The following is a 21196-nucleotide window of genomic DNA, read 5'->3' as shown; positions in this document are numbered from 1 at the left end:
GGTATCAGATTTTTTAACCGCTTTCTACACCCACTTGAATCTAATAATGAATCACAGACCCAAACCGCTAATGCACCACATTAATAAGTCAGCCTAAGTGACTCCAGGGACTCGCAGGCCGCGCTTTCCGCACCAGCCGGAATTTTTACCCGGCCTTAAGTCCTCGCCCGTATGATTAACAATGCCCGTAAACGAATGGTTACCGTCGGCAAAAATCTTTAGGGTTTTGTTTCCCATAGCCCTGGGAATGCCGGTGGAAACGGGTGGCGCTTGGGTCGTGCCGGGCGGATTGGACGATATGCAGGTGTGCGTTTGCGGAGTACCGAGTCATGAAGTCACGTGAAAACCTCGTTCGACTGAAGCAGTTTCAGGTGAATGAGAAGCGGCGCCAGCTGCTGCAGCTCGACATGATGATCGCCGAGTTCGACCGCATGGCCGTCGAACTGGAGGCACAAATCGTCGCCGAAGAGAAAAAAGCCGGCATCACCGACATCAACCATTTCGCCTATCCGACCTTCGCCAAGGCGGCTCGCCTGCGCCGCGACAACCTCAGGAATTCACAAAGCGACCTCGCCCAGCAGCGAAGCACCGCCGAATCATTACTCGGCGAAGCTGAAGCGGAGCTGTCCAAGGCGGAATTGCTGGAATCGCGTGACACCAAGATCCGCGAACCGGACCTCGGCAGCCGCAGTGTCATGATCGGCTGAGCGCCCAGCCAGCGACGCCTTCAGGCGAATCGGCATAGCCGATCCACCCACTCAGGCCGGCATAGCCATCTCGTCCCGCCCGCTTGCCGTTGCGCGTGCGCGGGCATCCTTGATGTCTGGCGCATGCTCTTCCGCCCAGGACCTGATCTGACTGAGCAGCCCCGCTAGGTTCTGCCCGAGTTCCGTCAACTCATATTCCACCCTCGGCGGTATGACCGGATACACCTCGCGCCGGACAAGGCCGTCGCGTTCCAGCACACGCAACGTCTGCGTCAGCATTTTTGGCGTGATGCCTTCCAGCTTGCGGGCGAGCTCGCCATTGCGCTGCCGGCCTTTTCGCAAAGCGCAAACCAGAAGATACACCCACTTGCTGGCCAGCATCTCCAGAACGGTGTGCGAAGGGCATGTCCGTCGGTAGGCGTCGTAGCCGAAAGGCGATTTAAAATCACTATCCATGAGGTACCTATATATCGGAAAGGTACATACTGGACAAGAGATAATTACTATCCAAATGATAGCGGTACTGAACAAGCAGGAGATACGTAATGCGTGCCGTTACCCAGAATTCCGTCGGCGAACCCGACGTCCTGTTCGTAGCCGAACAGCCTGCCCCCTCACCCAAGGCAGGCGAGGTGCTTGTCCGCGTCAAGGCCGCGGGCATCAACCCGGTCGATGGCGCGGTCCGGGCCGGCTATTTTTCTTTGCTCGGCGAGCCGCCTTTCATCCTCGGCTGGGATATTTCCGGGACCGTCGAGGCGCTTGGCGCCGGCGTGACCACATTCAAGGTCGGTGACGCGGTGTTCGGCATGCCGCGTTTCCCCAAGCAGGCGGCCGCCTATGCCGAGCTCGTCACCGCGCCGGCCAATGAGATTGCCGCAAAACCCGCCGCCATCGATCACGCCCATGCCGCGGCCCTGCCACTGGCTGGACTGACCGCGTGGCAAGGTCTCGTTCGTCATGCCGGCCTGCAATCGGGGCAGCGCGTGCTGATCCATGCCGGCGCCGGCGGCGTCGGCCATCTGGCGGTGCAGATCGCCAAGGCGCGCGGCGCCTGGGTGGCCTCGACCGCCAGCTCGGACAAGTTGGAATACGTTCGTTCCCTCGGCGCCGATGAGGTCATCGACTACACGAAGAGCGGTTTCACCGACAAACTTGCCGATCTCGACCTGGTGCTGGAAACAGTCGGCGGCGACCACGCCGAGGAATCGCTGAAAGTGCTGCGCGACGGCGGCGTGCTGGTGTCGCTGCTCAACGTCAATGACTCCACAAAAGCCAGGGCCAAGCAGCGCAACATCCGCATCGAGCGCATGTCGGTGGTGCCGGACCGCGAGGGCCTTGTCGGACTGGCAAGCCTGGTCGATGCAAAAAAGCTTCTCGTCCATGTGGCGAAGACCTTTCCGCTCGAGCAGGCGGGGGCCGCGCATGCCTTTCTCGCCACCCGGCCGATCGGCAAGGTGGTGTTGACGGTCTGATCGATTAAGCTCTTTTCAACAGCGAAAGGGCGCGGATTCCGCGCCCTTCTCGTTTTGCAACCGGTTGAAACTAGCGCAATTCCAGGAAAAGTGTGAGCGGTTAAGTTCGGCGACTTCGCCGTAACCCTCCGTCCGGAATTGCGTTAAAACAAAGAGCTAGAGCGGTTCGCCGTTTCCGTGAAACGGTGAAACACTCTAGTGCCGGTATTGCTGGATCCGCGTCGTTCGCAGCCCAGCCAGGCCATATTCGTCGATCGATGCTTGCCAGGAAAGGAATTCCTCGGTGGTAAGCTTATAACGCTGGCAGGCTTCTTCCAGGCTGAGCAGGCCGCCGCGCACAGCAGCAACCACCTCCGCCTTGCGCCGGATAACCCAACGCCGCGTGTTCGTCGGCGGCAGATCGGCGATCGTAAGGGGGCTGCCGTCGGGCCCGATAACATACTTAACTCTAGGTCTAACCAGATCGGTCATCGTACTCTCTACAAAAAACTCAAAGACCCAATCCCCGCCACAGTACCGCCACAGCTTTAAAAATTGCCTAAGCGAACCCTAATCACTAGGTAAGGATCGTGAACGCCCGGTTAGGCTTTCGTTTAGAATTTGAAACAACCGCATCCCGGCCCTTATTTTGCCGGTAAAATCGCTAGTGGACGCAAGCTGGCGCATGCGTGGCCCTTGACCTATATTCCGGCCATTGGCATTGAGCGCCGCACAGTGAAAGCACCATGAACAGCCTCGATCTTCCCGGACGTCCCGAAAACACCCGCGTCGTCGTCGCCATGTCGGGCGGCGTCGATTCGTCGGTCGTTGCCGGCATCCTGAAGCGCGAAGGCTATGATGTCGTCGGTGTCACGCTGCAGCTCTACGACCATGGTGCTGCCACCCACCGCGCCGGCTCCTGCTGCGCCGGCCAGGACATCGACGATGCCCGCCGTGTCTCCGAAACGCTCGGCATCCCGCATTACGTGCTCGATTATGAGGAGCGCTTCCGCAAGGCGGTGATCGATCCCTTTGCCGAAAGCTATGTCGCCGGCGAAACGCCTATCCCATGCGTATCCTGCAACCAGACGGTGAAGTTCGCCGACCTGCTTGCCACCGCCAAGGATCTCGGCGCCGACGCCTTGGCCACCGGCCATTATATCCGCTCTGGCGCCAGCGGCGCGCATCGCGCGCTCTACCGGCCGGTCGATGCCGACCGCGACCAGAGCTATTTCCTGTTCGCCACCACGCAGGCGCAGATCGACTATCTGCGCTTCCCGCTCGGCGGCCTGTCGAAGCCGCAGGTGCGCGCTATTGCCGAGGAAATGGGCCTGACGGTCGCCGCCAAGCAGGACAGCCAGGACATCTGTTTCGTGCCGCAGGGCAAATATTCCGACATCATCGCCAAGCTGAAGCCGGCCGCCGCCAATCCGGGCGACATCGTCCATATCGACGGCCGCGTGCTCGGCCGCCATGAAGGCATCCTGCGCTACACGATCGGCCAGCGCCGCGGCATCGGCATCGCGTCGGGCGAGCCGCTCTATGTCGTCCATCTCGATGCCGACCGCGCGCGCGTCATCGTCGGCCCGCGCGAGGCGCTGGAGACGCACAAGATCTACCTGCGCAACATGAACTGGCTGGGCGATGCGCCGTTGTCGGACATCCCCACTGGTGGGATTGAGCTTTTCGCCAAGGTCCGCTCGACCCGGCCGCCGCGTCCGGCGGTGCTCAATCACCGCAACGGCGTGACGTCGGTTGAGCTGGCGGACGGCGAGTCTGGCATCGCGCCGGGACAGGCCTGCGTGCTCTATTCGGATGACGGCAACGAAGCGCGCGTCTTCGGCGGCGGCTTCATCGAACGCTCCGAGCGCGGCGCCGAGGCCGAGGCCATGCTTTCCAGGCTTGCCGCGCGGCCAGCGCAAATCCCGGCCGAGTAAGCTCGCGATTTTTCAGCAGCCTCGATTTTTCAGCCGGCCTGATTTTCGGCCGAGATGAACCGCCTTCAGGCGGGCGAACCGCTATGCGCGACCGTGCCGGCGGTCAGGATGCGCAGCACCCGGATCGCCTCTTCGCCGTCGGTGCGCGGCTCGGTGCGGGTTTCGATGCATTGCATGAAATGAGCAAGCTCGCGCGTCAGCGGCATGCCTTCGCCGACAGCCACATAGGAAGGCTCGTTGGCGGTGAAGGCCCACTGGCCGCTGTCCTGCCAGACCGCGTGGCGATAGACGGCAAGCTTGCGCTCCCAGGGCTCGACATCGTCGAACACGGCCATCGCCTTGGTGCCGACGACCGTCAGCCGCCGCTCGCGATAGGGGTTCAGCCGCGAGGCGAAGAGATGGCTGCGCAAGCCGTTGGGGAAGCGCATATGCAGATGCGCGAAGTCGCTGAGATTGTCGAGAAGCGCCGCGCCCTCGCCCCTCACCTCGATCGGCTCGGTGCCGGTGATGGCGAGGATCATCGACAGATCGTGCGGCGCCAGATCCCACAGCGCGTCGTTCTCGGTATGGAACTTGCCCAGGCCGAGGCGATGCGAGTGGATATAGCGCACCTCGCCGAGCTCGCCATTATCGATCAGCGCCTTCAGCATCTCGAACGCCGGATGGAAGCGCAGCACATGGCCGACCATGAAGACGCGGCCATTGTCCTTTGCCGCCTTCACGGCGCGTTCGGCATCAGCGACCGTCAGCGCGATCGGCTTTTCCACCAGCACGTCCTTGCCGCTTTCGACGGCGCGCACCGCCGTGTCGGCGTGGAATTGCGGCGGCAGCGCCATGACGATGGCATCGATATCGGCGCGATCGAACAGCTTGTCCGGTTCGATCGCCACGCAATCCTGCTCGCTGGCGAAACCTTCAGCGCGCGCCCGATTGACGTCGGAAACGGCAGCGAGCGCGCCAAGCGCCTTGAGGGTGCGGATATGGTTGCTGCCCCAGTATCCGCAACCGAGGACGGCGATGCGCGGCTTCATTCGCTCAAAACTCTAGAAATTCATGGGCGAGACATAGCGACGTGCTCGACCGAACTCAACCCCGCCCGCGTCCTCTCGATCATCTGGCCGGCAAAGCTTTTCTGGGATGAGATTATGCTGCATGCCGGCCGCATCCAAGCTTGACAGCTTTGCCCCGCCACCCTTATATCCGCGCGACCTCGGCGAACGCCTTGAAATGCCACCCAATCCGGACGGTTTTTCAAGCCATTTGCCACCCTGGCGGGGTAGCTCAGTTGGTTAGAGCACGGGAATCATAATCCTGGGGTCGGGGGTTCAAGTCCCTCTCCCGCTACCAAAATTGCGCTAAGCTATTGAAATATCAGAAAAATTTATGCATAGTGGTAGCGCTTCCTGTGGAAATTAGTCAATAATTTCAATGCGGCGTCCTCGAGACGGCAACGTCGCACGACAGTAAAATTCACTTTGCCAGTTTCGGCCGGGTGTGGCGCAATACGTGGCACCCGAAGACGGCGCGCAGCCATGCTTGCATCATTGGTGGCGCACCGAGCCCTGCCTTGTTTTCGAGGGGGCCACGGAGGAGGCCGTATCGATCTGCAAGAATGAGCGATGGATGGATCGCAACACAGCTGCCAGTAGGCACTCGCGCTGCACGAGCAGCAGCGTGTTCCGCGATTTCCAGAGCAGGAGCTAAAGGCGCCCGCTGTCTGGCTGCGCTGCCGGCTGTCGGTCGGTGGCGCGCTCGGCCTGCTGTCGATCACCGGCAAGGCGCTTGGCCTGACGCCGCTGATCGGCCTTTATGTTGCTGGAGCCGATCTCGACATTCGAGAACAGCGCGGTGGCTCCGCCATACAAATGTCATAGCCGCGAGGTAGCTTTCTGTTCTTCCGTGACAACCTTCGTCGATTCGGCTCAACCTTGGGGATGGTTCTGCAAGCCACGCCATTCATGCAGATCAAGCTTTTCATATTGAGCGATGTGCGGCTGCATCGCGAGGGACTGGCCCTTCAGCTTGCGGGCTGCCCGAATTTGAAAGTCGTCGGCGCGGGCCTGTTGGATGAAGCGGTGCAGTCGCTTCGATCGACTCCCGCTGATGTTGCATTGCTCGATTCGGTCCAGCTTGAAATCTCCGCGGTGGTTGACGCCTTGCGGCAATCGCTCCGGCCGCTGCGGATTGTCGCGATGGGCGTACGCGAGGTCGAAAGCGAGGTGTTGGCGTGCGCGGCCGCCGGCATTGACGGCTATGTGCGGATGGACGCCGCGGTCGACGATGTGGTCGCCGTCGTTGAAAGTGTCATGCGCAACGAACTCGTGTGCTCGCCCAAGGTCGCCGCGTCGCTGTTTCATCATTCGACTGCTTCGCAGGGCACCGACGGCGGCGCTTCGCTGACAGGCCGCGAGCTTCAGGTCGTCGAGCTGATAAGTCGCGGCCTTTCCAACAAAGAAATCTCACGTAGCTTAAGTATCGAGACCTGCACCGCCAAGAATCATGTTCAGAATATACTGCAGAAACTTGGTGTCCACCGTCGCGGCCAAGCGGTGGCCAAGGTTAGAAGCTCGCTTATGGGCCAGCGTTTCGGCTGACCTCCCGCCTCTTATTCCTCAATCGACCCGTTTCGCCGCGTTAGTGGGCGCCGATTGGGCCGTGCGTTTGCTTGGCTCAGATCAGTCCAGCGGCGTGTAGCTGCATCAGCGCCATCGCGCCCGGCGGAGCGCCGACGTATGATGGGAATCGTTCGCCGAGGCCTTCCTTGGCGCCGCCAAAGACGCCGAGATTCTGCATAGACTTGTTCCATACATCGGCGTTGGACGCGCCCATTCCCGCCACCTCCCGAAAATCCGGTAGTCCGGCGCCGACGCGGGTCGGGTCGAAGACAGGGCGCGTGGCTGAGGCGAGCACGAGTTCGAACAGCGCATTGACCCTCTGTTCGCTTCGACTTGCATAAACGCCCCGGAACAGCGGATGATGAGCTAGGACCAAGGCGGCGAAGCCGACAACATGGGCAGCCGCGATCGCGCCGCCGTCGCGAGCCGCGAGACCGCCGCCCGGGACGCTCGAAATGACCGCAACGCCCGGCGCGCAAACCCCGACTTGGGGACCCGCGCCGCTGAAGTTCGTCGCGAATATGCCGACGGACCCGATAAATTCGGGGATCGCCGTCAATGCGTGATGCGTGTCGGTTGGAAATTCGCCAAGTCTGCCAACCGCCGAAACGCACAACACCCCTGGAACCATGCCGGGAAATCGTACCGGCCCGCCTTCATCGCCCGAAGTCGCAACGCAGGCGACGCCCCGGAGCCGGGCTTCGATAATTTTCCGTGCGACGAGTTCCGAAACCTGATTGGCGCTAACTCCGAGATGGACGATATCGATCTGACGCTCGATGCATTGATCCAAAGCCTCGATCAGATCGCTGAAACGGCCGCCCGGAGATAGTTTGAAGACATGAATCTCGGCACCTGGCGCAATGCCCGACACACCCAGCGCTGAATCGCCGGTGCCAGCGATGATCCCCGCGCAATGCGTACCTTGGCCGATCTCGTCGCGAGTCCAGCCCTCGGCACCGTTGCGGCGGGTCAGGTCCACCCCCTTCGCCACATGGCGAAGCAAAGGATGACTGTTGTCGCAACCCGAATCGATCAGCCCTATCTTCACCCCGGCGCCCGTCAGCCCGGCGGCGAGCCGGCCGAGGCCCATCAGTTCCTGTGTCCAGGCGGCGGGCGGCTTTTCGCCCGCCGGTTTGTTGGCGGCGTCCGGGAACCGCTGCGAGGACAGCGGACGCAGCCTGACGACGTTCGTTTCGGCCGGATTTAGCATCGGGCGCTGGATAAAGCATTCCCAATGATCGGCTGCGGGCTGCACATAGATGGCGCCGACATCCTCAAGGTCGGCCTCCGCGTCAAGGATCGCGACGCTGGCTGTTCCCGCCTGATCGGTAATGGCGAGGGCGCCGAAGCTGCGGCCAAGAACAGTTACGCCCGCGCTGGCGAGCGGCTGGTCGCCTTCGCCGAGAACCTGGAACTGGACCTCGCGGCGCCTGCGCGGCGCGGCGGCCGTCCGGCTCGACCGCGGCGCGGCAAGAGACGCTGGGAACATCGACATCCCGGTTTCAATCCGCGCATCCTCTTCGATCACGACATGCGGCGGAGCGCTCTGCCGCAAGGTTTCGGCGCGCTGGTCGTCCATGCGCACGACGATGATTTCCTGAGCGCCGGGCTGCGCGCCAGCGCCCAGTCCCTTGAACCCCTTTGGATGCAGGCGGCGAAGGATTTCAACGTCCTCCATCTGTTTCAAGGTTTCATGGACCGAATTGGCGGGCGAAGCCGCAAAGCCTGGGAGCGTTCGGATGGCGATCAGATATTGCCGCTTGCGCCGCGTGAGGATGCCCGATGCGCCGCTCCATGTCTCACCGCTCCATGTCTCACCGCTCGATGTCTCGTTGAGGCCCGCCGGCGTCTCGCCCGCAGCTTGCGTCGTTCGTTTCGCCGGGCCCGAACCTGCCGGTCGGCCCGCGTGGTTGCCGTTCTTCTGCTGTTGCTCGGCCATGACACGTCTCTCCTTGGACCTTAAAAGGGGCGGCCTTCGGGCCGCCAGGGAAGGCGACCCCAAGGCCCTTCGATCTCAGCATGGACTAGTGTACCCATCCGTGGCGGAACTGCCCCGGCTGCTGGCTCGCCAGATATTGGGCGAGCTGCTGCATTACCTGTTGCTGCAGCGCCTGGTTGATCGGGTTCGGCGTGTCCCATCCATAGGATTGCAGGAATGGCTGGCCGATCTGACCGGCGTTGAAGGCGCCGCCCATGCCTTGGCCGAACTGCGGCTGCCCTTGGCCAAACTGGCCGAACTGCGGCTGCCCGCCAATCGACTGTTGAGCATATTGTTGCGCCGCCAGGTGCTGGACGATTTGCTGCAGCGCCTGAGCGCACTGGATCGCGTGCACGGCTTGTCTTGCGGCAATGTGCTGGGCAGCCTGGACGACCGACTGAACCGGATTGGATGCCTGCTGTTGCGGCCAGAGCGCGTTCGGTTGAGAGAGGTTCTGCGCCCACGGGTTGTGCGGCGCGAGGGCTGCATTGGGAACGCCGCCTGCGCCAAAGCCGCCATATCCTGTACCGATCCCCGCGCTGCCGACAGGGCCAAAGACGCCGGGATTGAATTGGCCGCCAACGGCCGCCGGATTGAACATCTGGGCGAGGTAGCCCTCGTAATTTCCATAATTTCCGTTGGTGTGCAGTTCTGTCATGTCAACTCTCCGTGTCTGCTGCGCCAGGGATGATGCCGAACAGCGACGGATCGCGATGCGGGGCCGCGTCGCCTCGACTGGAGCGAGGCTAGGCTAGGCGCCGGTTGAAAGTAAATGAGCCGAAAATGGCCCCGAATCGACCCTCGCGCGCAGGCTCAATGGCCTGATCCGAATGGCTTAGATCGTGCAGGCCGGCGCGAAAAAGCGCCGAAAGTGACCGTTGCTACAAAAGGCGAAGCCGAAATCATGATCTCTCATGCTTCCGTGGTGTTTCCGCGCGAAAAAGTGCTCGGCCCTGTCCAAATTATGAGCAGTTAAGATCATGATATTTATAACGAATTTGGAACACCAGAAGAGCCCGTGCGGTCGGCGATGGTACGCAGGGCGATCTCGAATGGCAGATCGAACACACGTTGCGCCGTGCGAAGCCGTACACGTGGGTCTTGCCCATGAAGGCCGATCAGGCAATCCGCAGTTTGGGTCTGTCTGCTCTCATGCTTCCCGGTTTCACAATGTATGGGTTTGGAACGGGTCGCTCGCCGGCACGGCCGCCCATGGAACGGGAGGGCGGGATTTCTCCCGCCCCCTATTTTGGTTACTTCGCGATGCAGGTGTCGGCCGTTTCCGGCGTGCAGACGTCGAGGCCCGTGTAGGTCGGATCGGTCGGAGCCGGCTTGCCATCCTTCATGTCCTTGAGCGCGAACATGGTCTTGTAACCCATTTCGAATGGACGCTGACCGACCTGGCCAAGGGAGTAGCCTTGCTTCATCTGTTCGATCTGCGTGGGCAAGGTATCGGCCACGACCAGCGCCAGTTCCTTCTTGGCGATCTTGTCCTTGTACGGCTCGACCGCGGCGCGGTTGGCGTCCGGCACAAATTGCGGGAAACCGCCGGTCGGCACGAATGCGTCAAGATTCGGCATCTTCGCCATGTAGTCCTGGAACTGCTGCACCGACAACGGGAAGTCGTCGTTGGTGTAGAGCGGGCAGCCGGGCGCTTCGGTCCAGCCGTTCTGGCCGGTCAGGGGGTCGCCCGGCGAGGCGGCCGACTTGGTCCCGGAGAGCGTGTCGCGGATGCCCTGCATGCGCTCGTTGTGGTTTGCCGCCGCAGCGCCACCGGACTGGATGCAGATGGTGCCGCCCTTCGGCTTGATCGTCTGCACGATCTTGGCGAGGTTCACGCCGATCGCATAGTTGTGCGTTCCGACATAGGCGGCGCGCAGATCCTTGTTCTCGGGCAGCACGTCCGCGTCCCAGGTCAGCACAGGAATACCAGCTTCCTTTGCGGCCTGCAGCGCCACGGCCATCGCGGCAGCGTTCGCCGGTGCGACGGCGATACCATCGACCTTCTTGGCCACCAGATCCTGCACGATCTGAACCTGCTCCTCACCGCCACCGTGCTCGCCGGGTCCGATGTACATGCACTCGAATGCGCCTTTCGACTCGGCCTCTGCCTTCTTGCAGCCATCACGCGCCTGGTCGAAATACGGGTTGTTCATGTTCTTCGGCACCAGCGCGAACACGTATTTCTGCTGGGCGTAGGCCTGTCCGACCGTCAGGGCGGACGCGGCGACCGCGGCCGCCAAAAGATATTTCTTCATCGATGTTCCTCCGTTTGTTGTGTTCACCTCAGGATTTTCCACCGGCCCAGGCCGGCAGAACTCTAGCCGCGCTTGATGATGAAGAAGGACTTCAGCGATCTGCCTGATGTCCCCATGCCAAGCAGCACGGCGAGAATGATGAAGATGCCGACGAAGGCACCCTGCCAGTTGGAATCGATGCCTGCCATCAGCAGCGCGTTGCGGACGACTTCTAGGAAAGCCGATCCGATGACGGCGCCAAACGCGGTGCCATAGCCGCCCATCAGGCTTGCGCCGCCGATGACAGTACCGGCGATGACGCGCAACTCGTAACCTGTGCCCACCGCGTTGATCGCTGAGCCGCTGTAACCGAGCAGGAGCAGAGATGCGATCGAGGCACAGAAGGACGAAAACACGTAGGCCTGGAATTTGATCTTATCGACCGGCACGCCCGTCATGCGCGCCGCGGTCTCGTTGCCGCCAATTGCGAACAGATGGCGGGCCCATGCGGTGAAGATGAACACCCAGCCAAGGGCCAGCGCCATGACCACCATCACCCAGAAGTGGGATGAGAACTGCGGTATCCAGTTGGGAACCCAGCCGTCCGGCGAGTGTATCGGCCACTTTGCCTGGCCGATGGCTTTCACGATCGGAGCGTCAGGCCCAAACTGATAGAGCATCTGGTTGCCTGACAGCACGACAGCCAGCGAACGGGCCACTGACAACATGCCGAGCGTGACCACGAAGGACGGCATGCCGATATAGGCGACGAAAAAGCCGTTGAACGACCCGCAGGCGATGCCGGCGAGAAGGCCAGCACTAAAGGCTACGTACCATGAATAATGCGCGGTCAGGAGCACGCCGGCGACGATGGCGACGAGGCCCATGACGGACCCGACCGATAGGTCGATCCCGCCCGTTATCAGGACCACGGTCATGCCGAGCCCCATGATGGCAATGGGCGCAAAATTACGGGTGATGTTGGTTGCGTTCTCGGCAGTGCCGAAACTCGGTTCCAGCATGCTCATGAACGCGACAAGGACGAAGAGTGCGACCGATACCCAGAAGGCCTGGCTGGTCTTCAGCTTTTGAAAAGCGGACTGCTCCACGATGCCGACGACGTCGGCAATCGAGGCGTGGCCTTCCTGCGCGGCTTGGACTCGATTAGGCTGCACGGATCGCTCCCGTGATTAGTCCGGTGATTTCTTCCGGAGATGTCTGATCGGTGGGTTTGTCGGCAACCTTCGTGCCGCGCCGCAGAACGACGATGCGGTCGCACACGGCAAAAACATCCGGCATGCGGTGGCTGATCAGGATGACCGCCACGCCGCGCGCTTTCATGCGCCGGATCAAATCCAGCACCTCCGCGACCTGGCGGACGGAAATCGCAGCGGTCGGTTCGTCCATAAGGACGAGCTTGGCGTTGGACAAACGGGTTCGTGCAATCGCGACAGCCTGGCGCTGACCTCCCGACATTTTTTTGACGAGATCGCGCGGCCGCGTTTCCGACTTCAGTTCACCGAACAACTCCGCGGAGCGATCGATCATCGCCTGCTTGTCGAGGATCCGGAAAGGCCAGATGCCCTTCTTGAGCTCTCGACCCAGGAACACGTTCTGGGCGGCGGTCAGATTGTCCGCCAAAGCGAGATCCTGATAAACGACCTCAATCCCCTCATCGCGGGCATCAAGAGGCTTGTGGAAGTGGCAGGCCTTGCCGCCGACCCTGATGTCGCCTTCGCTCGGGGGAAAATTTCCCGAAATCAGTTTGACCATCGTGGATTTGCCGGCGCCGTTGTCGCCCATTAGGCCGGCCACTTCACCTGGCTGGATCGAAAAGCTGACGTCCGACAGCGCCCGGATTGCCCCGAAGCTTTTGCCGACGCCCTGCACTTCAAGCAAAGACACGTGCTTCATCCTCCCTGGATCGGCGGCTCTTGGAGTCCCGCCTCGCCTCACTTGCAATGAATATTGCGTATGAAGTTCTTATGCAACAATGTTTATTGCAGAGTTTTACAATTTGCAACAATTATTTTTGAATCGGATTAAGCGCCTGTTTTCAATGTGATATTTTCATACAAATTGCTGCAGACGTGGAAACAACAGCGTTCGGCGATGTCGCAGCGACCTTGTTGCAACGTTGCTTATTATGCCGGGCTGACAGGCCCCTCTCATCACCGCTTTGAACGGTTGCTTGCCGGCTAAGATGCTCTCAATGACCCGTTCACCGAGGCGGGTTGCCCCTTAAGATTTTTGCCGTTGACCACAAGCGTGGGGTCGATCCTGCTTTCGAAGAAATCGAGCACGTTCTGCACCGCCGAGACCGCCATCCGCTCGCCGCATTCGACAGTGAGGCCGGCAATATGCGGCGACAGGATCACCTGGTCGCAAGACAGGAGCGGATTGTTGGCAGCGGGTGGTTCCTCGTCGAACACATCCAGGCCAGCGGCCGCGACCTTGCCGCACTCAAGGGCTACCAGAAGTGCCTTTTCATCGATGACACCGCCGCGCGCGGTGTTCACCAGCCAAGCTCCCGGCTTCAGGAGAGCGAACTCGCGCTCGCCGATCACAGGAGCATCACCCTTGGGAGCATGCACCGAGATCGCATCCGCCCATTGAAGGGCCAACACCAGATCGGAAACGGCTTTGGCAGGCCCCTCCGGCCATCCGATTTTTTCGAGATACGGATCGTAGGCGGCGATTTCCATGGAAAACGCAGCCGCCATCTTAGCGAGATGTCGGCCGATGCGGCCATATCCAAGAATCAGCAGACGCTTGCCGGCCAGTTCGGATGCTTCCAGCCGGTTTCGCCAATTCCAGCCGCCCTCGCGGACTGACCGGTCACCGCGCACAGAATGCTTGGCGCAGGCAAGGAGCATCATCATGGCGTGCTCGGCGACAGATATGGAATTGACGTCTCCGACGACAGCGAGCGTGATGCCGCGCTTGTTGAGGGACGGCAAATCGACAGAGTCGTAGCCGACACCGTGACGGGACACGATCCGGAGCCTGCGCGCCAGCTCAACGGTCGAGGCCGAGAGAGGCTGTGTGCGGATCACCAACCCGTCCGCCTTGTCGATCAGCGGCGCATAACTTGGCTCGGAGACTTCCTCCACGTAGTCGTAGGTGATGCCAGCGGCCTGCTCGAGCAACGAGATTCCAGCCGGATGGAGCTTCCCGGCAACCAGAACATGCGGCATCAATACCCTCCCTTGTGACCAACGCTGACGCTTGATCCACCCGTGAGTTCCCTGAACTTCTTGACGTTCGCTTCCGCCGCACCGGCCAGCATGCGTACGTCGTTGGACACGGTGGTCATGTTGTAGCCCCACCCGATCGCACGCGCCGCGTAGGCCGGAGTTCCACAGTGCAATGCCGCGGCTATGCCGGCTCTTTTGCAGGCCCCCACGATGCGCTGGATGGCTTCGATCATCTCCGGTTCCTCGCGGTCGAAGGCGGGCGGCAGGCGGCCTTGGGTCATGCCGAGGGTCAGGTCTGCCGGGCCCACATAAATCCCGTCCAGTCCAGGGGTCGAAGCGATCGCGTCGAGGTTGTCCATCGCCTCGGCGGTCTCGACCATGGCAAAGGCAAGTATTTCGCCGTTGGATTCCGAAGCATAGTTGGCACCGGCCGCGAAATTCACGCGTGTCGGGCCAAAGCTTCGGCTGCCCAGCGGGGGATAGCGCAGGTAGCTTACAAACTCGGCCGCCTGCTCGGCGGTATTCACCATCGGACAGATGACGCCATAAGCCCCCGCGTCGAGGACTTTCATGATGATGCCCGGCTCCAGCCAGGGCACCCTGACGAGCGGCACCGTGGCGGAGGCCCGCATCGCCTGCAGCATTGGGAGAAGGCCGTTGTAATCGAGCGCTCCGTGTTGGAGGTCAACGCCGATGCTGTCGTACCCTTGCGCCGCCATGATCTCGGCGGTGAAGCTGTTGCCGATTGAAAGCCAGCCGTTGATGGTCGGCTTCCCTTCAGCCCAGAGCTGCTTGAGCCTGTTCTTGATCATGAAACGCCTCTTAGAATACGATTTGAGCCAGCTTGGTATCGAGATAGTCCCGGATACCTTCGGCGCCGCCTTCCCGGCCCATGCCGGAATGGTTGGTCCCGCCGAACGGCGCTTCGGAAGCCGCGAGCGCAAAGCTGTTGATCCCGACCATGCCGGCCTTGAGTGTCGCAACAACTCTACGAGCCCGCCCCGCATCCCGGGTAAAGGCGTAGGCTGAAAGTCCCATCGTCGAGGCATTTGCGCGGGCGAGAACTTCCTCATCGGACGAGAAACGGGTGATGGCTGCCACCGGACCAAAATTCTCCTCGGCAAACACAGTCATATCGTCTGCGACATCGGTAAGAACCGTCGGCTCAAAGAAATGACCGGAGTTGAAGGCTGGCGAGCGGCGACCGCCGACGGCAATCCTGGCCCCGGCCTTTTCCGCGTCGACGACGATCTTTTCGATTTCGTCGAGCCTCCTGGAATTGATCAGCGGACCCATCTGCACCGTCGGGTCGAGACCATCTCCCAGCTTCAGGGCCTTGGCCCGCGCGACGAAACCGTCGACGAAAGCATCATGGACCCTTTCGTGGATGAAGAAGCGGTCTGGCGTTACGCAGACCTGCCCAGCGTTAGCGAATTTCGTGGGCACGGATACGTTGAGCGCGCTTTCGATGTCCGCGTCGTCGAAGACGATGAGAGGTGCGTTGCCGCCAAGCTCCATCGACACCTTCTTCACCGTATCGGCTGCGTCGCGCAGCATTTGTTGTCCGACCCGTGTAGACCCGGTCAGCGACACCTTGCGCACAAGCGCCGATGCCATCAGCGGCACGTAGGTCGTGGCCGTCGACCCGACGAGAAGGCCGACCGTGCCGAGGGGCAGTCTGCCCGCGCGCAGGCAGTCGATCATCACCATGGCGACGCCTGGCGTCTGGCTCGACGGCCGCACGATGACCGAACACCCGGCGGCAAGCGCCGGAGCGACCTTGCGGGCGACGAGAGCCGCCGGAAAGTTCCATGCCGTGAATGCCGCCACGACGCCAATCGGCTCATGCAGCACTTCGAGGCGGCCTCCCGGGACACGGCTCTCGATGATGCGGCCGTAAATGCGTCGAGCCTCTTCGGCGTACCAGCGGAACTGATCCGTCGCCAGCACCCACTCGCGTCCGGATTGCGCGATGGGCTTGCCAGTCTCCAACGTAATCATTCGGGCGGCTTCGTCCTGCCGCCTAGTCATTTCGTCGGCGATAGCGTGAAGCGCGTCGGCGCGTTCGAACGCGCTCTTTGCCCGCCACACGGCAAGGCCGCGTTCAGCCGCCGCCAACGCTGCTTGCGCATCTTCCAGCGTTGCCGCCGGCGCTTCGCCAAGCGGACGTTCGGTGACGGGACTGGCTACCGTCGCCGTGCTGCCGTCGGAGGCGGTGCACCACTCCCCATCGATGAAAAGTCCGAATTTGTCATACATTGCCGCCACCAATCTCGCTGGTGCGGACCACGCGACGTTCGCCAACCGATTTCATCGCGGCTTCCGCGAGAACCAGCGCAAGGCGTCCGTCCTCGAAAACGACTGACGGCTGGCGTCCACTTTCGATGGCGTCGACGAAGTCGTCGATTTCAGCGTTGAAGGCTTCCCTGTATCGCTCGATGAAGAAATGAAGGTAGGGCTGCGCGCGATCGGTCAGCCCATCAGCATAGAGACGGGCCTCATGCGCGCGGCGGTTCTCGGAAATCGCCATGCCGGCGGATCCGAAAGCCTCGACGCGTTGGTCGTATCCATAGACCGCCCGTCGCGAGTTGTTGATGATGCACTGCTTGCCGCTGGCGGTGCTCAAAACCACGGTCACCGTATCCCAGTCATTCGTCTCGGCCATCAGGTCGGGGTCGACCAGCCGGCTGCCGGTCGCAAAGACCTCAACAGGCTCTTCACCGAGCATGAAGCGGGCCATATCGAAATCGTGGATTGTCATGTCGCGAAATATGCCGCCGGAGACGCGTATGTAGGCAGCTGGCGCCATGCCAGGATCCCGCGACGTGATGATCACCTGGTGAAGCTCGCCGATCTCACCACCTTCGATTGCTGCTCTCACGGCAGCATGCCCAGGGTCGAAGCGGCGGACGAAGCCAATCATGATAGGCAGTTTGCTTTCACGGATATTGGCCGCGCAGCGATCGACACGCTTCAGGTCGAGGTCGATGGGCTTCTCGCACAACACCGGCTTTCCGGCCGCGACCGCCCGCTCGATGTAGTCGACATGGGTATCGGTCGCCGTTGCGATCAACACGGCGTCCACATCGTTCGTATCGAACATAGCGGCGGCCGCGTCCAACGCGGGAACACCAAGCATGCTGGCCACTTCGTCGGCCGCGGCGCGATTGACATCGTAGACCGCCGCTAGTTTCGTTCGTGGGTGCGCAGCGATGTTAACCGCATGCATGCGCCCGATGCGCCCGCAACCGAGCACGCCAATTCTGAGCATCGAATTCCTCCGCAACAATATTTTTGCAATGATCGTTGCAAAGAGGTTGATTTGTCAATGGCTATTTCGTAATAGTCTGCACAAGAGAAATTCGCCAGGGAGGAAGCGATGACGAAGACCATTCGTCTGACCATGACGCAGGCGCTTGTGCGCTATCTGAGCAATCAATTCACCGTCGTCGACGGCAGCAAGGTTCCGCTGTTTGCGGGTGTGTTCGCCATTTTCGGTCACGGCAATGTCACCTGCCTGTCCGAGGCCCTTGAGGCGGCGCAGGACGTTCTTCCCACGTGGCGCGGCCAGAATGAGCAGTCCATGGCGCTGGCTGCCATAGGCTTCGCGAAGGCGAAGCGCCGGCGCCAGATCATGATCGCCGCCACCTCTATCGGTCCTGGCGCCCTGAACATGGTGACCGCCGCGGGCGTTGCCCATTCAAATCGGCTTCCGATACTGATGCTTGCCGGCGACACCTTCGTCAGCCGCCGGCCTGATCCCGTCATGCAGCAGGTCGAGCATTTCAGCGATCCCACGATCAACGTCAATGATGCATTCAAGGCGGTAACCCGCTACTGGGACCGCATCGTCCATCCCGAACAGATCATCTCCTCGCTGCCCCAAGCGGTTGCGGTTCTGCTCGACCCGGCCGACTGCGGGCCGGCTTTCATCGCCCTTCCGCAAGACGTGCAGGAAATCGCCTGGGATTATCCCGAGTCCTTCTTTGAACCGACGGTGCGCGCGATTCCGCGGCCCCGGCCGGATCGCGCGCGCCTCGAAGAGGCGGTGCGTCTTCTCAAGACCGCCAAGCGTCCGCTGATCATTTCGGGCGGCGGCGTGCGTTACTCCGGTGCGGAGGCCACTCTCGCAAAATTCGCCGAAGCGCGCGGTATTCCGCTCGCTGAAACCATCGCCGGCAAGGGCACCGTGACGCATGACCACCCCGCCCATATCGGGCCGATCGGCATCGTCGGCTCGACATCGGCGAACGCTCTCGCGGGTGAAGCCGATGTGATCCTGGCCGTCGGCACGCGGCTGATGGATTTCACGACGGGATCGTGGAGCGCATTTAGCCCCGACGCCAAATTCGTCTCGATCAACGCCGCACGGTGGGACGCCACGAAGCACCGGGCTCTCGCCGTAGTCGGCGATGCGCTGGAAACCATCAACGAGGTCGAGGCCGCGCTTGGTGACTGGAAGGCCGACAGCCGTTGGACCGAAAAGGGCAAGGTCGAGTTTGCCAAATGGAACACCGCGCTCGACGGATTCCAGAAGCCTACGAATGACCCGGTTCCGACCTACGCGCAGGTCGTTGGCGTGGTCAACGCGAAGGCCGGCGAGCGCGATCTGCTGATCACCGCGGCGGGCGGACTTCCGGGGGAAGTCATGAAGAACTGGCGTGTGAAGGAGCCGAACACGTTCGACTGCGAGTTCGGATTTTCCTGCATGGGCTATGAGATCTCAGCCGGATGGGGTGCGGCGATGGCGGATCCGACCCGCACGCCGATCGTGATGATCGGCGACGGCACCTACATGATGATGAATTCCGACGTCTACTCGTCGGTTCTCGCCGGCCACAAGATGATCCTGATCGTCTGCGACAATGGCGGCTACGCGGTAATCAACCGGCTCCAGAACGCCAAGGGCGGCGCGTCCTTCAACAACATGATCAAGGATTGCCGGGTCAAGGAACCGTTCTCGGTCGACTTCGCCAAGCACGCCGAGGCCATGGGCGCCCTTACGCGCCGCGTCGAAAGCCTTGCGGATCTCGGCCAGGCCTTGGAGTGGGCCAAAGGGACGGATCGCACCACGGTCATCACCATCGTCTCCGATGGCTACACCTGGACACCCGGCGACGCGTGGTGGGACGTCGGCGTACCGCAGGTCAGCGAGCGCGCCGAGGTGCGCACCGCGCACAAAGCCCAGGAAGATGGCCGCAGGAAACAGCGCGTCGGCGTTTAACGCTGCTGCCCCGCACGGGGCATTGCAGCCGGCGGCGCTGGGTGGCCTCCCTGCTCGGCGTCGCCGCAGCCAATCCAATTCGGAGCAAGAAATGAAAGCGAAACTCGGCATCGCGCCCATCGCGTGGTGGAACGACGACCTTCCTGAACTTAGTGACGACGTGTCCCTGGAGGAGTGTCTGCGGCAGGCCCGCGAGGCCGGCTTCACCGGCATGGAGACCGGCCGCCGTTTCCCGATGGATGCGGCCGTGCTCGAACCCATTCTGAGGCAGCACGGCATGAGCGTCTGCGGCGGCTGGTTCTCCGGCCTGCTACTCGACGGCGATATCGAAGCGGAGAAAGACCGCATCGCCCAGCAGATGCAGCTCTTCAAGGCCGTCGACGCCCCCTGCATCGTCTACGGCGAGACCGCGGGCACCATACAGGGCGACCGTTCCGCGCCGCTTTCCACCAAGCGGCGGCTCTCGGAAGACGAGATCAGAATCTATGGTCGCAAGATGACTGCCCTCGCCGAATGGTGTTCGGACGAGGGCATGCCGATTTCCTACCACCACCACATGGCCGCGCCGATCGAGACCGAGGAAGAGCTCGACTTGCTGATGAAGCATTCCGGCGAGGGTCTGGCCCTGCTCTACGATGCCGGCCACATGGCCTTTGCCGGCGGCGACGTGCTGCGGGTGGTCGACAAGCACCACGCCCGCATTTCGCATGTCCACACCAAGGACATCCGCCAGGCAGTCGTGGACGGGCTCGACCGCACCCGGGAAAGCTTTCTCGACGCGGTGGTCAAAGGCGCCTTCACCGTACCCGGTGACGGCTCGCTCGACTTCGAGGCGATCGTCAAGCGTTTGGCGAGCCACGGCTACCAAGGCTGGTTCGTCGTTGAAGCCGAGCAGGATCCCGTCAAAAGCCCGCCGCTCGAAATGGCGAAGATCGGTCACAAGGAATTGCTGCGCGTCATGGCTGCGGCTGGCTACACAGTGGAGGACAAGGCATGAACCGGATGGATGGTAAGATCTGCGTCGTCACCGGATCGACGCAAGGGTTGGGCGCTGCTATCGCGCGCCAGCTGGCACAAGCCGGAGCCGCTGGCCTCGTCACACTTGGTCGTAACGAAACCAAGGGCCGTGCGGTGGCCGCCGACATTTCGCACGCCACGGGTGTACCCGTGCACTATGTCAACGCCGATCTTGGAAGTGTCGAGGATTGCCGCCACGTGATCGCGGAAGCGGAGCGCGTTTTCGGAAGGATCGACGTGCTGGTCAATGCCGGTGCCCGGACCGACCGGGGCACGATCCTCGACACATCTCCGGAGTTGTTCGACGCCCTGTTCGCGGTGAATGTGCGCGGACCCTATTTTCTCATGCAGGAGGCAATCCGGCACATGATCCGCAATGGCATCGAGGGTGCGATCTGCAACATCGGCTCGATCTCGCAACAGGCCGGCCAGCCCTTCATAAACGTCTACTGCGCCACCAAGGCGGCACTGGCAACGCTGACCCGCAACACGGCGTTCTCCGTCATGAAGAACCGCATCCGCGTCAACCAGCTGGATATCGGCTGGATGGCGTCTGATCATGAGCGGGAATTGCAGGCAAGCGAGAAGGGCGATCCGGACTGGGAAGCGAAAGCCGCTGCAAACCTGCCCTTCGGCCGCCTGATCGACCCCCGCGAAGCCGCACGGGCGGTAAACTTCCTCGTTTCGGACGATGCCGGGCTGATGACGGGTGCGGTGGTGGATTACGACCAGACCGTGCTTGGCGCCGCGCCTGGCCCCATGGCAGTGCCTGAGAAGGCGATGACGCTCTGAAGCCATCGGAACCGCCCAGCGGAGACAGAAAAGACAAG

Annotated in this window: 20 protein-coding genes and 1 tRNA gene; 8 read left to right on the top strand and 13 right to left on the bottom strand. The window is 61.7% G+C overall.

The genetic code is table 11. From position 1 onward, the window contains the following. The first annotated feature begins 329 nt into the window (after positions 1 to 329). Positions 330 to 707 carry a flagellar export protein FliJ gene (locus tag ACVDG8_RS27730; protein WP_371009166.1) on the top strand — a complete coding sequence of 126 codons (378 nt, stop codon included), beginning with the start codon at positions 330 to 332 and terminating at the stop codon, positions 705 to 707. A 51-nt stretch (positions 708 to 758) separates the two neighbouring features. Here the strand turns inward: ACVDG8_RS27730 and ACVDG8_RS27725 are convergent, their stop codons facing one another. After that, complete coding sequence (locus ACVDG8_RS27725) at positions 759 to 1163, bottom strand: winged helix-turn-helix transcriptional regulator (RefSeq protein WP_447251280.1); 405 nt, start codon at positions 1161 to 1163, stop codon at positions 759 to 761. Positions 1164 to 1252: 89 nt separating this feature from the next. On the opposite strand from ACVDG8_RS27725, the gene ACVDG8_RS27720 reads away from it, so the two are divergent. Further along, positions 1253 to 2179, top strand: a complete 927-nt coding sequence (locus tag ACVDG8_RS27720; protein ID WP_447251279.1) for an NADP-dependent oxidoreductase — start codon at positions 1253 to 1255, stop codon at positions 2177 to 2179. Between the two features lie 195 nt (positions 2180 to 2374). On the opposite strand, the gene sciP is transcribed toward ACVDG8_RS27720, so the two are convergent. Next, positions 2375 to 2650, bottom strand: coding sequence for a CtrA inhibitor SciP (gene sciP / locus ACVDG8_RS27715; protein WP_006203587.1), 276 nt, complete (start codon positions 2648 to 2650; stop codon positions 2375 to 2377). Between the two features lie 254 nt (positions 2651 to 2904). Between sciP and mnmA the strand changes: the two genes are divergently transcribed. After that, complete coding sequence (gene mnmA / locus ACVDG8_RS27710; RefSeq protein ID WP_447251278.1) at positions 2905 to 4095, top strand: tRNA 2-thiouridine(34) synthase MnmA; 1191 nt, start codon at positions 2905 to 2907, stop codon at positions 4093 to 4095. A 65-nt stretch (positions 4096 to 4160) separates the two neighbouring features. Here the strand turns inward: mnmA and ACVDG8_RS27705 are convergent, their stop codons facing one another. After that, positions 4161 to 5126 (bottom strand): Gfo/Idh/MocA family protein, encoded by a 966-nt coding sequence (locus ACVDG8_RS27705; protein ID WP_447251277.1) that lies wholly within the window; start codon positions 5124 to 5126, stop codon positions 4161 to 4163. Positions 5127 to 5365: 239 nt separating this feature from the next. Here ACVDG8_RS27705 and ACVDG8_RS27700 point away from each other — a divergent pair. Beyond that, positions 5366 to 5442: transfer RNA gene (locus tag ACVDG8_RS27700), tRNA-Met, on the top strand. A gap of 353 nt (positions 5443 to 5795) precedes the next feature. On the opposite strand, the gene ACVDG8_RS27695 is transcribed toward ACVDG8_RS27700, so the two are convergent. Continuing rightward, positions 5796 to 5960, bottom strand: coding sequence for a hypothetical protein (locus tag ACVDG8_RS27695; RefSeq protein ID WP_447251276.1), 165 nt, complete (start codon positions 5958 to 5960; stop codon positions 5796 to 5798). Between the two features lie 93 nt (positions 5961 to 6053). On the opposite strand from ACVDG8_RS27695, the gene ACVDG8_RS27690 reads away from it, so the two are divergent. After that, on the top strand, positions 6054 to 6689 hold the full coding sequence (locus ACVDG8_RS27690; protein ID WP_447251275.1) for a response regulator transcription factor: 636 nt from the start codon (positions 6054 to 6056) through the stop codon (positions 6687 to 6689). Positions 6690 to 6765: 76 nt separating this feature from the next. On the opposite strand, the gene ACVDG8_RS27685 is transcribed toward ACVDG8_RS27690, so the two are convergent. The 9 genes from ACVDG8_RS27685 to iolG form a co-directional block, all read right to left on the bottom strand. Continuing rightward, positions 6766 to 8652 carry a S8 family peptidase gene (locus ACVDG8_RS27685; protein ID WP_447251274.1) on the bottom strand — a complete coding sequence of 629 codons (1887 nt, stop codon included), beginning with the start codon at positions 8650 to 8652 and terminating at the stop codon, positions 6766 to 6768. Positions 8653 to 8737: 85 nt separating this feature from the next. Beyond that, on the bottom strand, positions 8738 to 9349 hold the full coding sequence (locus tag ACVDG8_RS27680; RefSeq protein ID WP_447251273.1) for a hypothetical protein: 612 nt from the start codon (positions 9347 to 9349) through the stop codon (positions 8738 to 8740). A 595-nt stretch (positions 9350 to 9944) separates the two neighbouring features. Further along, positions 9945 to 10949: a substrate-binding domain-containing protein gene (locus tag ACVDG8_RS27675; RefSeq protein ID WP_455707310.1), complete on the bottom strand. Its 1005-nt coding sequence runs from the start codon at positions 10947 to 10949 to the stop codon at positions 9945 to 9947. Between the two features lie 62 nt (positions 10950 to 11011). Beyond that, positions 11012 to 12103, bottom strand: a complete 1092-nt coding sequence (locus tag ACVDG8_RS27670) for an ABC transporter permease (protein ID WP_447251271.1) — start codon at positions 12101 to 12103, stop codon at positions 11012 to 11014. Continuing rightward, positions 12093 to 12842 (bottom strand): ATP-binding cassette domain-containing protein, encoded by a 750-nt coding sequence (locus tag ACVDG8_RS27665; protein WP_447257113.1) that lies wholly within the window; start codon positions 12840 to 12842, stop codon positions 12093 to 12095. The genes ACVDG8_RS27670 and ACVDG8_RS27665 overlap by 11 nt, the downstream gene beginning before the upstream one ends. A gap of 284 nt (positions 12843 to 13126) precedes the next feature. Next, a complete protein-coding gene (locus ACVDG8_RS27660; RefSeq protein WP_447251270.1) occupies positions 13127 to 14125 on the bottom strand; it encodes a hydroxyacid dehydrogenase in 999 nt (332 codons plus the stop codon). Beyond that, positions 14125 to 14937, bottom strand: coding sequence for an HpcH/HpaI aldolase family protein (locus tag ACVDG8_RS27655; protein WP_447251269.1), 813 nt, complete (start codon positions 14935 to 14937; stop codon positions 14125 to 14127). The genes ACVDG8_RS27660 and ACVDG8_RS27655 overlap by 1 nt, the downstream gene beginning before the upstream one ends. A 10-nt stretch (positions 14938 to 14947) precedes the next feature. Continuing rightward, the gene (locus tag ACVDG8_RS27650; protein ID WP_447251268.1) at positions 14948 to 16384 is read right to left on the bottom strand and encodes an NAD-dependent succinate-semialdehyde dehydrogenase; all 1437 of its coding nucleotides are present in this window, start codon (positions 16382 to 16384) and stop codon (positions 14948 to 14950) included. Then, on the bottom strand, positions 16377 to 17396 hold the full coding sequence (iolG, locus tag ACVDG8_RS27645; protein ID WP_447251267.1) for an inositol 2-dehydrogenase: 1020 nt from the start codon (positions 17394 to 17396) through the stop codon (positions 16377 to 16379). The genes ACVDG8_RS27650 and iolG overlap by 8 nt, the downstream gene beginning before the upstream one ends. Positions 17397 to 17504: 108 nt before the next feature. Between iolG and iolD the strand changes: the two genes are divergently transcribed. The 3 genes from iolD (at position 17505) to ACVDG8_RS27630 (ending at position 21158) form a co-directional block, all read left to right on the top strand. Continuing rightward, positions 17505 to 19349: a 3D-(3,5/4)-trihydroxycyclohexane-1,2-dione acylhydrolase (decyclizing) gene (gene iolD / locus ACVDG8_RS27640; RefSeq protein ID WP_447251266.1), complete on the top strand. Its 1845-nt coding sequence runs from the start codon at positions 17505 to 17507 to the stop codon at positions 19347 to 19349. A 91-nt stretch (positions 19350 to 19440) separates the two neighbouring features. Then, the gene (gene iolE / locus ACVDG8_RS27635) at positions 19441 to 20346 is read left to right on the top strand and encodes a myo-inosose-2 dehydratase (protein WP_447257112.1); all 906 of its coding nucleotides are present in this window, start codon (positions 19441 to 19443) and stop codon (positions 20344 to 20346) included. After that, positions 20343 to 21158 carry an SDR family oxidoreductase gene (locus ACVDG8_RS27630; RefSeq protein ID WP_447251265.1) on the top strand — a complete coding sequence of 272 codons (816 nt, stop codon included), beginning with the start codon at positions 20343 to 20345 and terminating at the stop codon, positions 21156 to 21158. The genes iolE and ACVDG8_RS27630 overlap by 4 nt, the downstream gene beginning before the upstream one ends. Positions 21159 to 21196 lie beyond the last annotated feature (38 nt).

It is taken from the genome of Mesorhizobium sp. ORM8.1, assembly GCF_053005525.2.
Note: the sequence above shows the minus strand (reverse complement) of the source record. Positions and strands in the feature narration are given on the sequence as shown.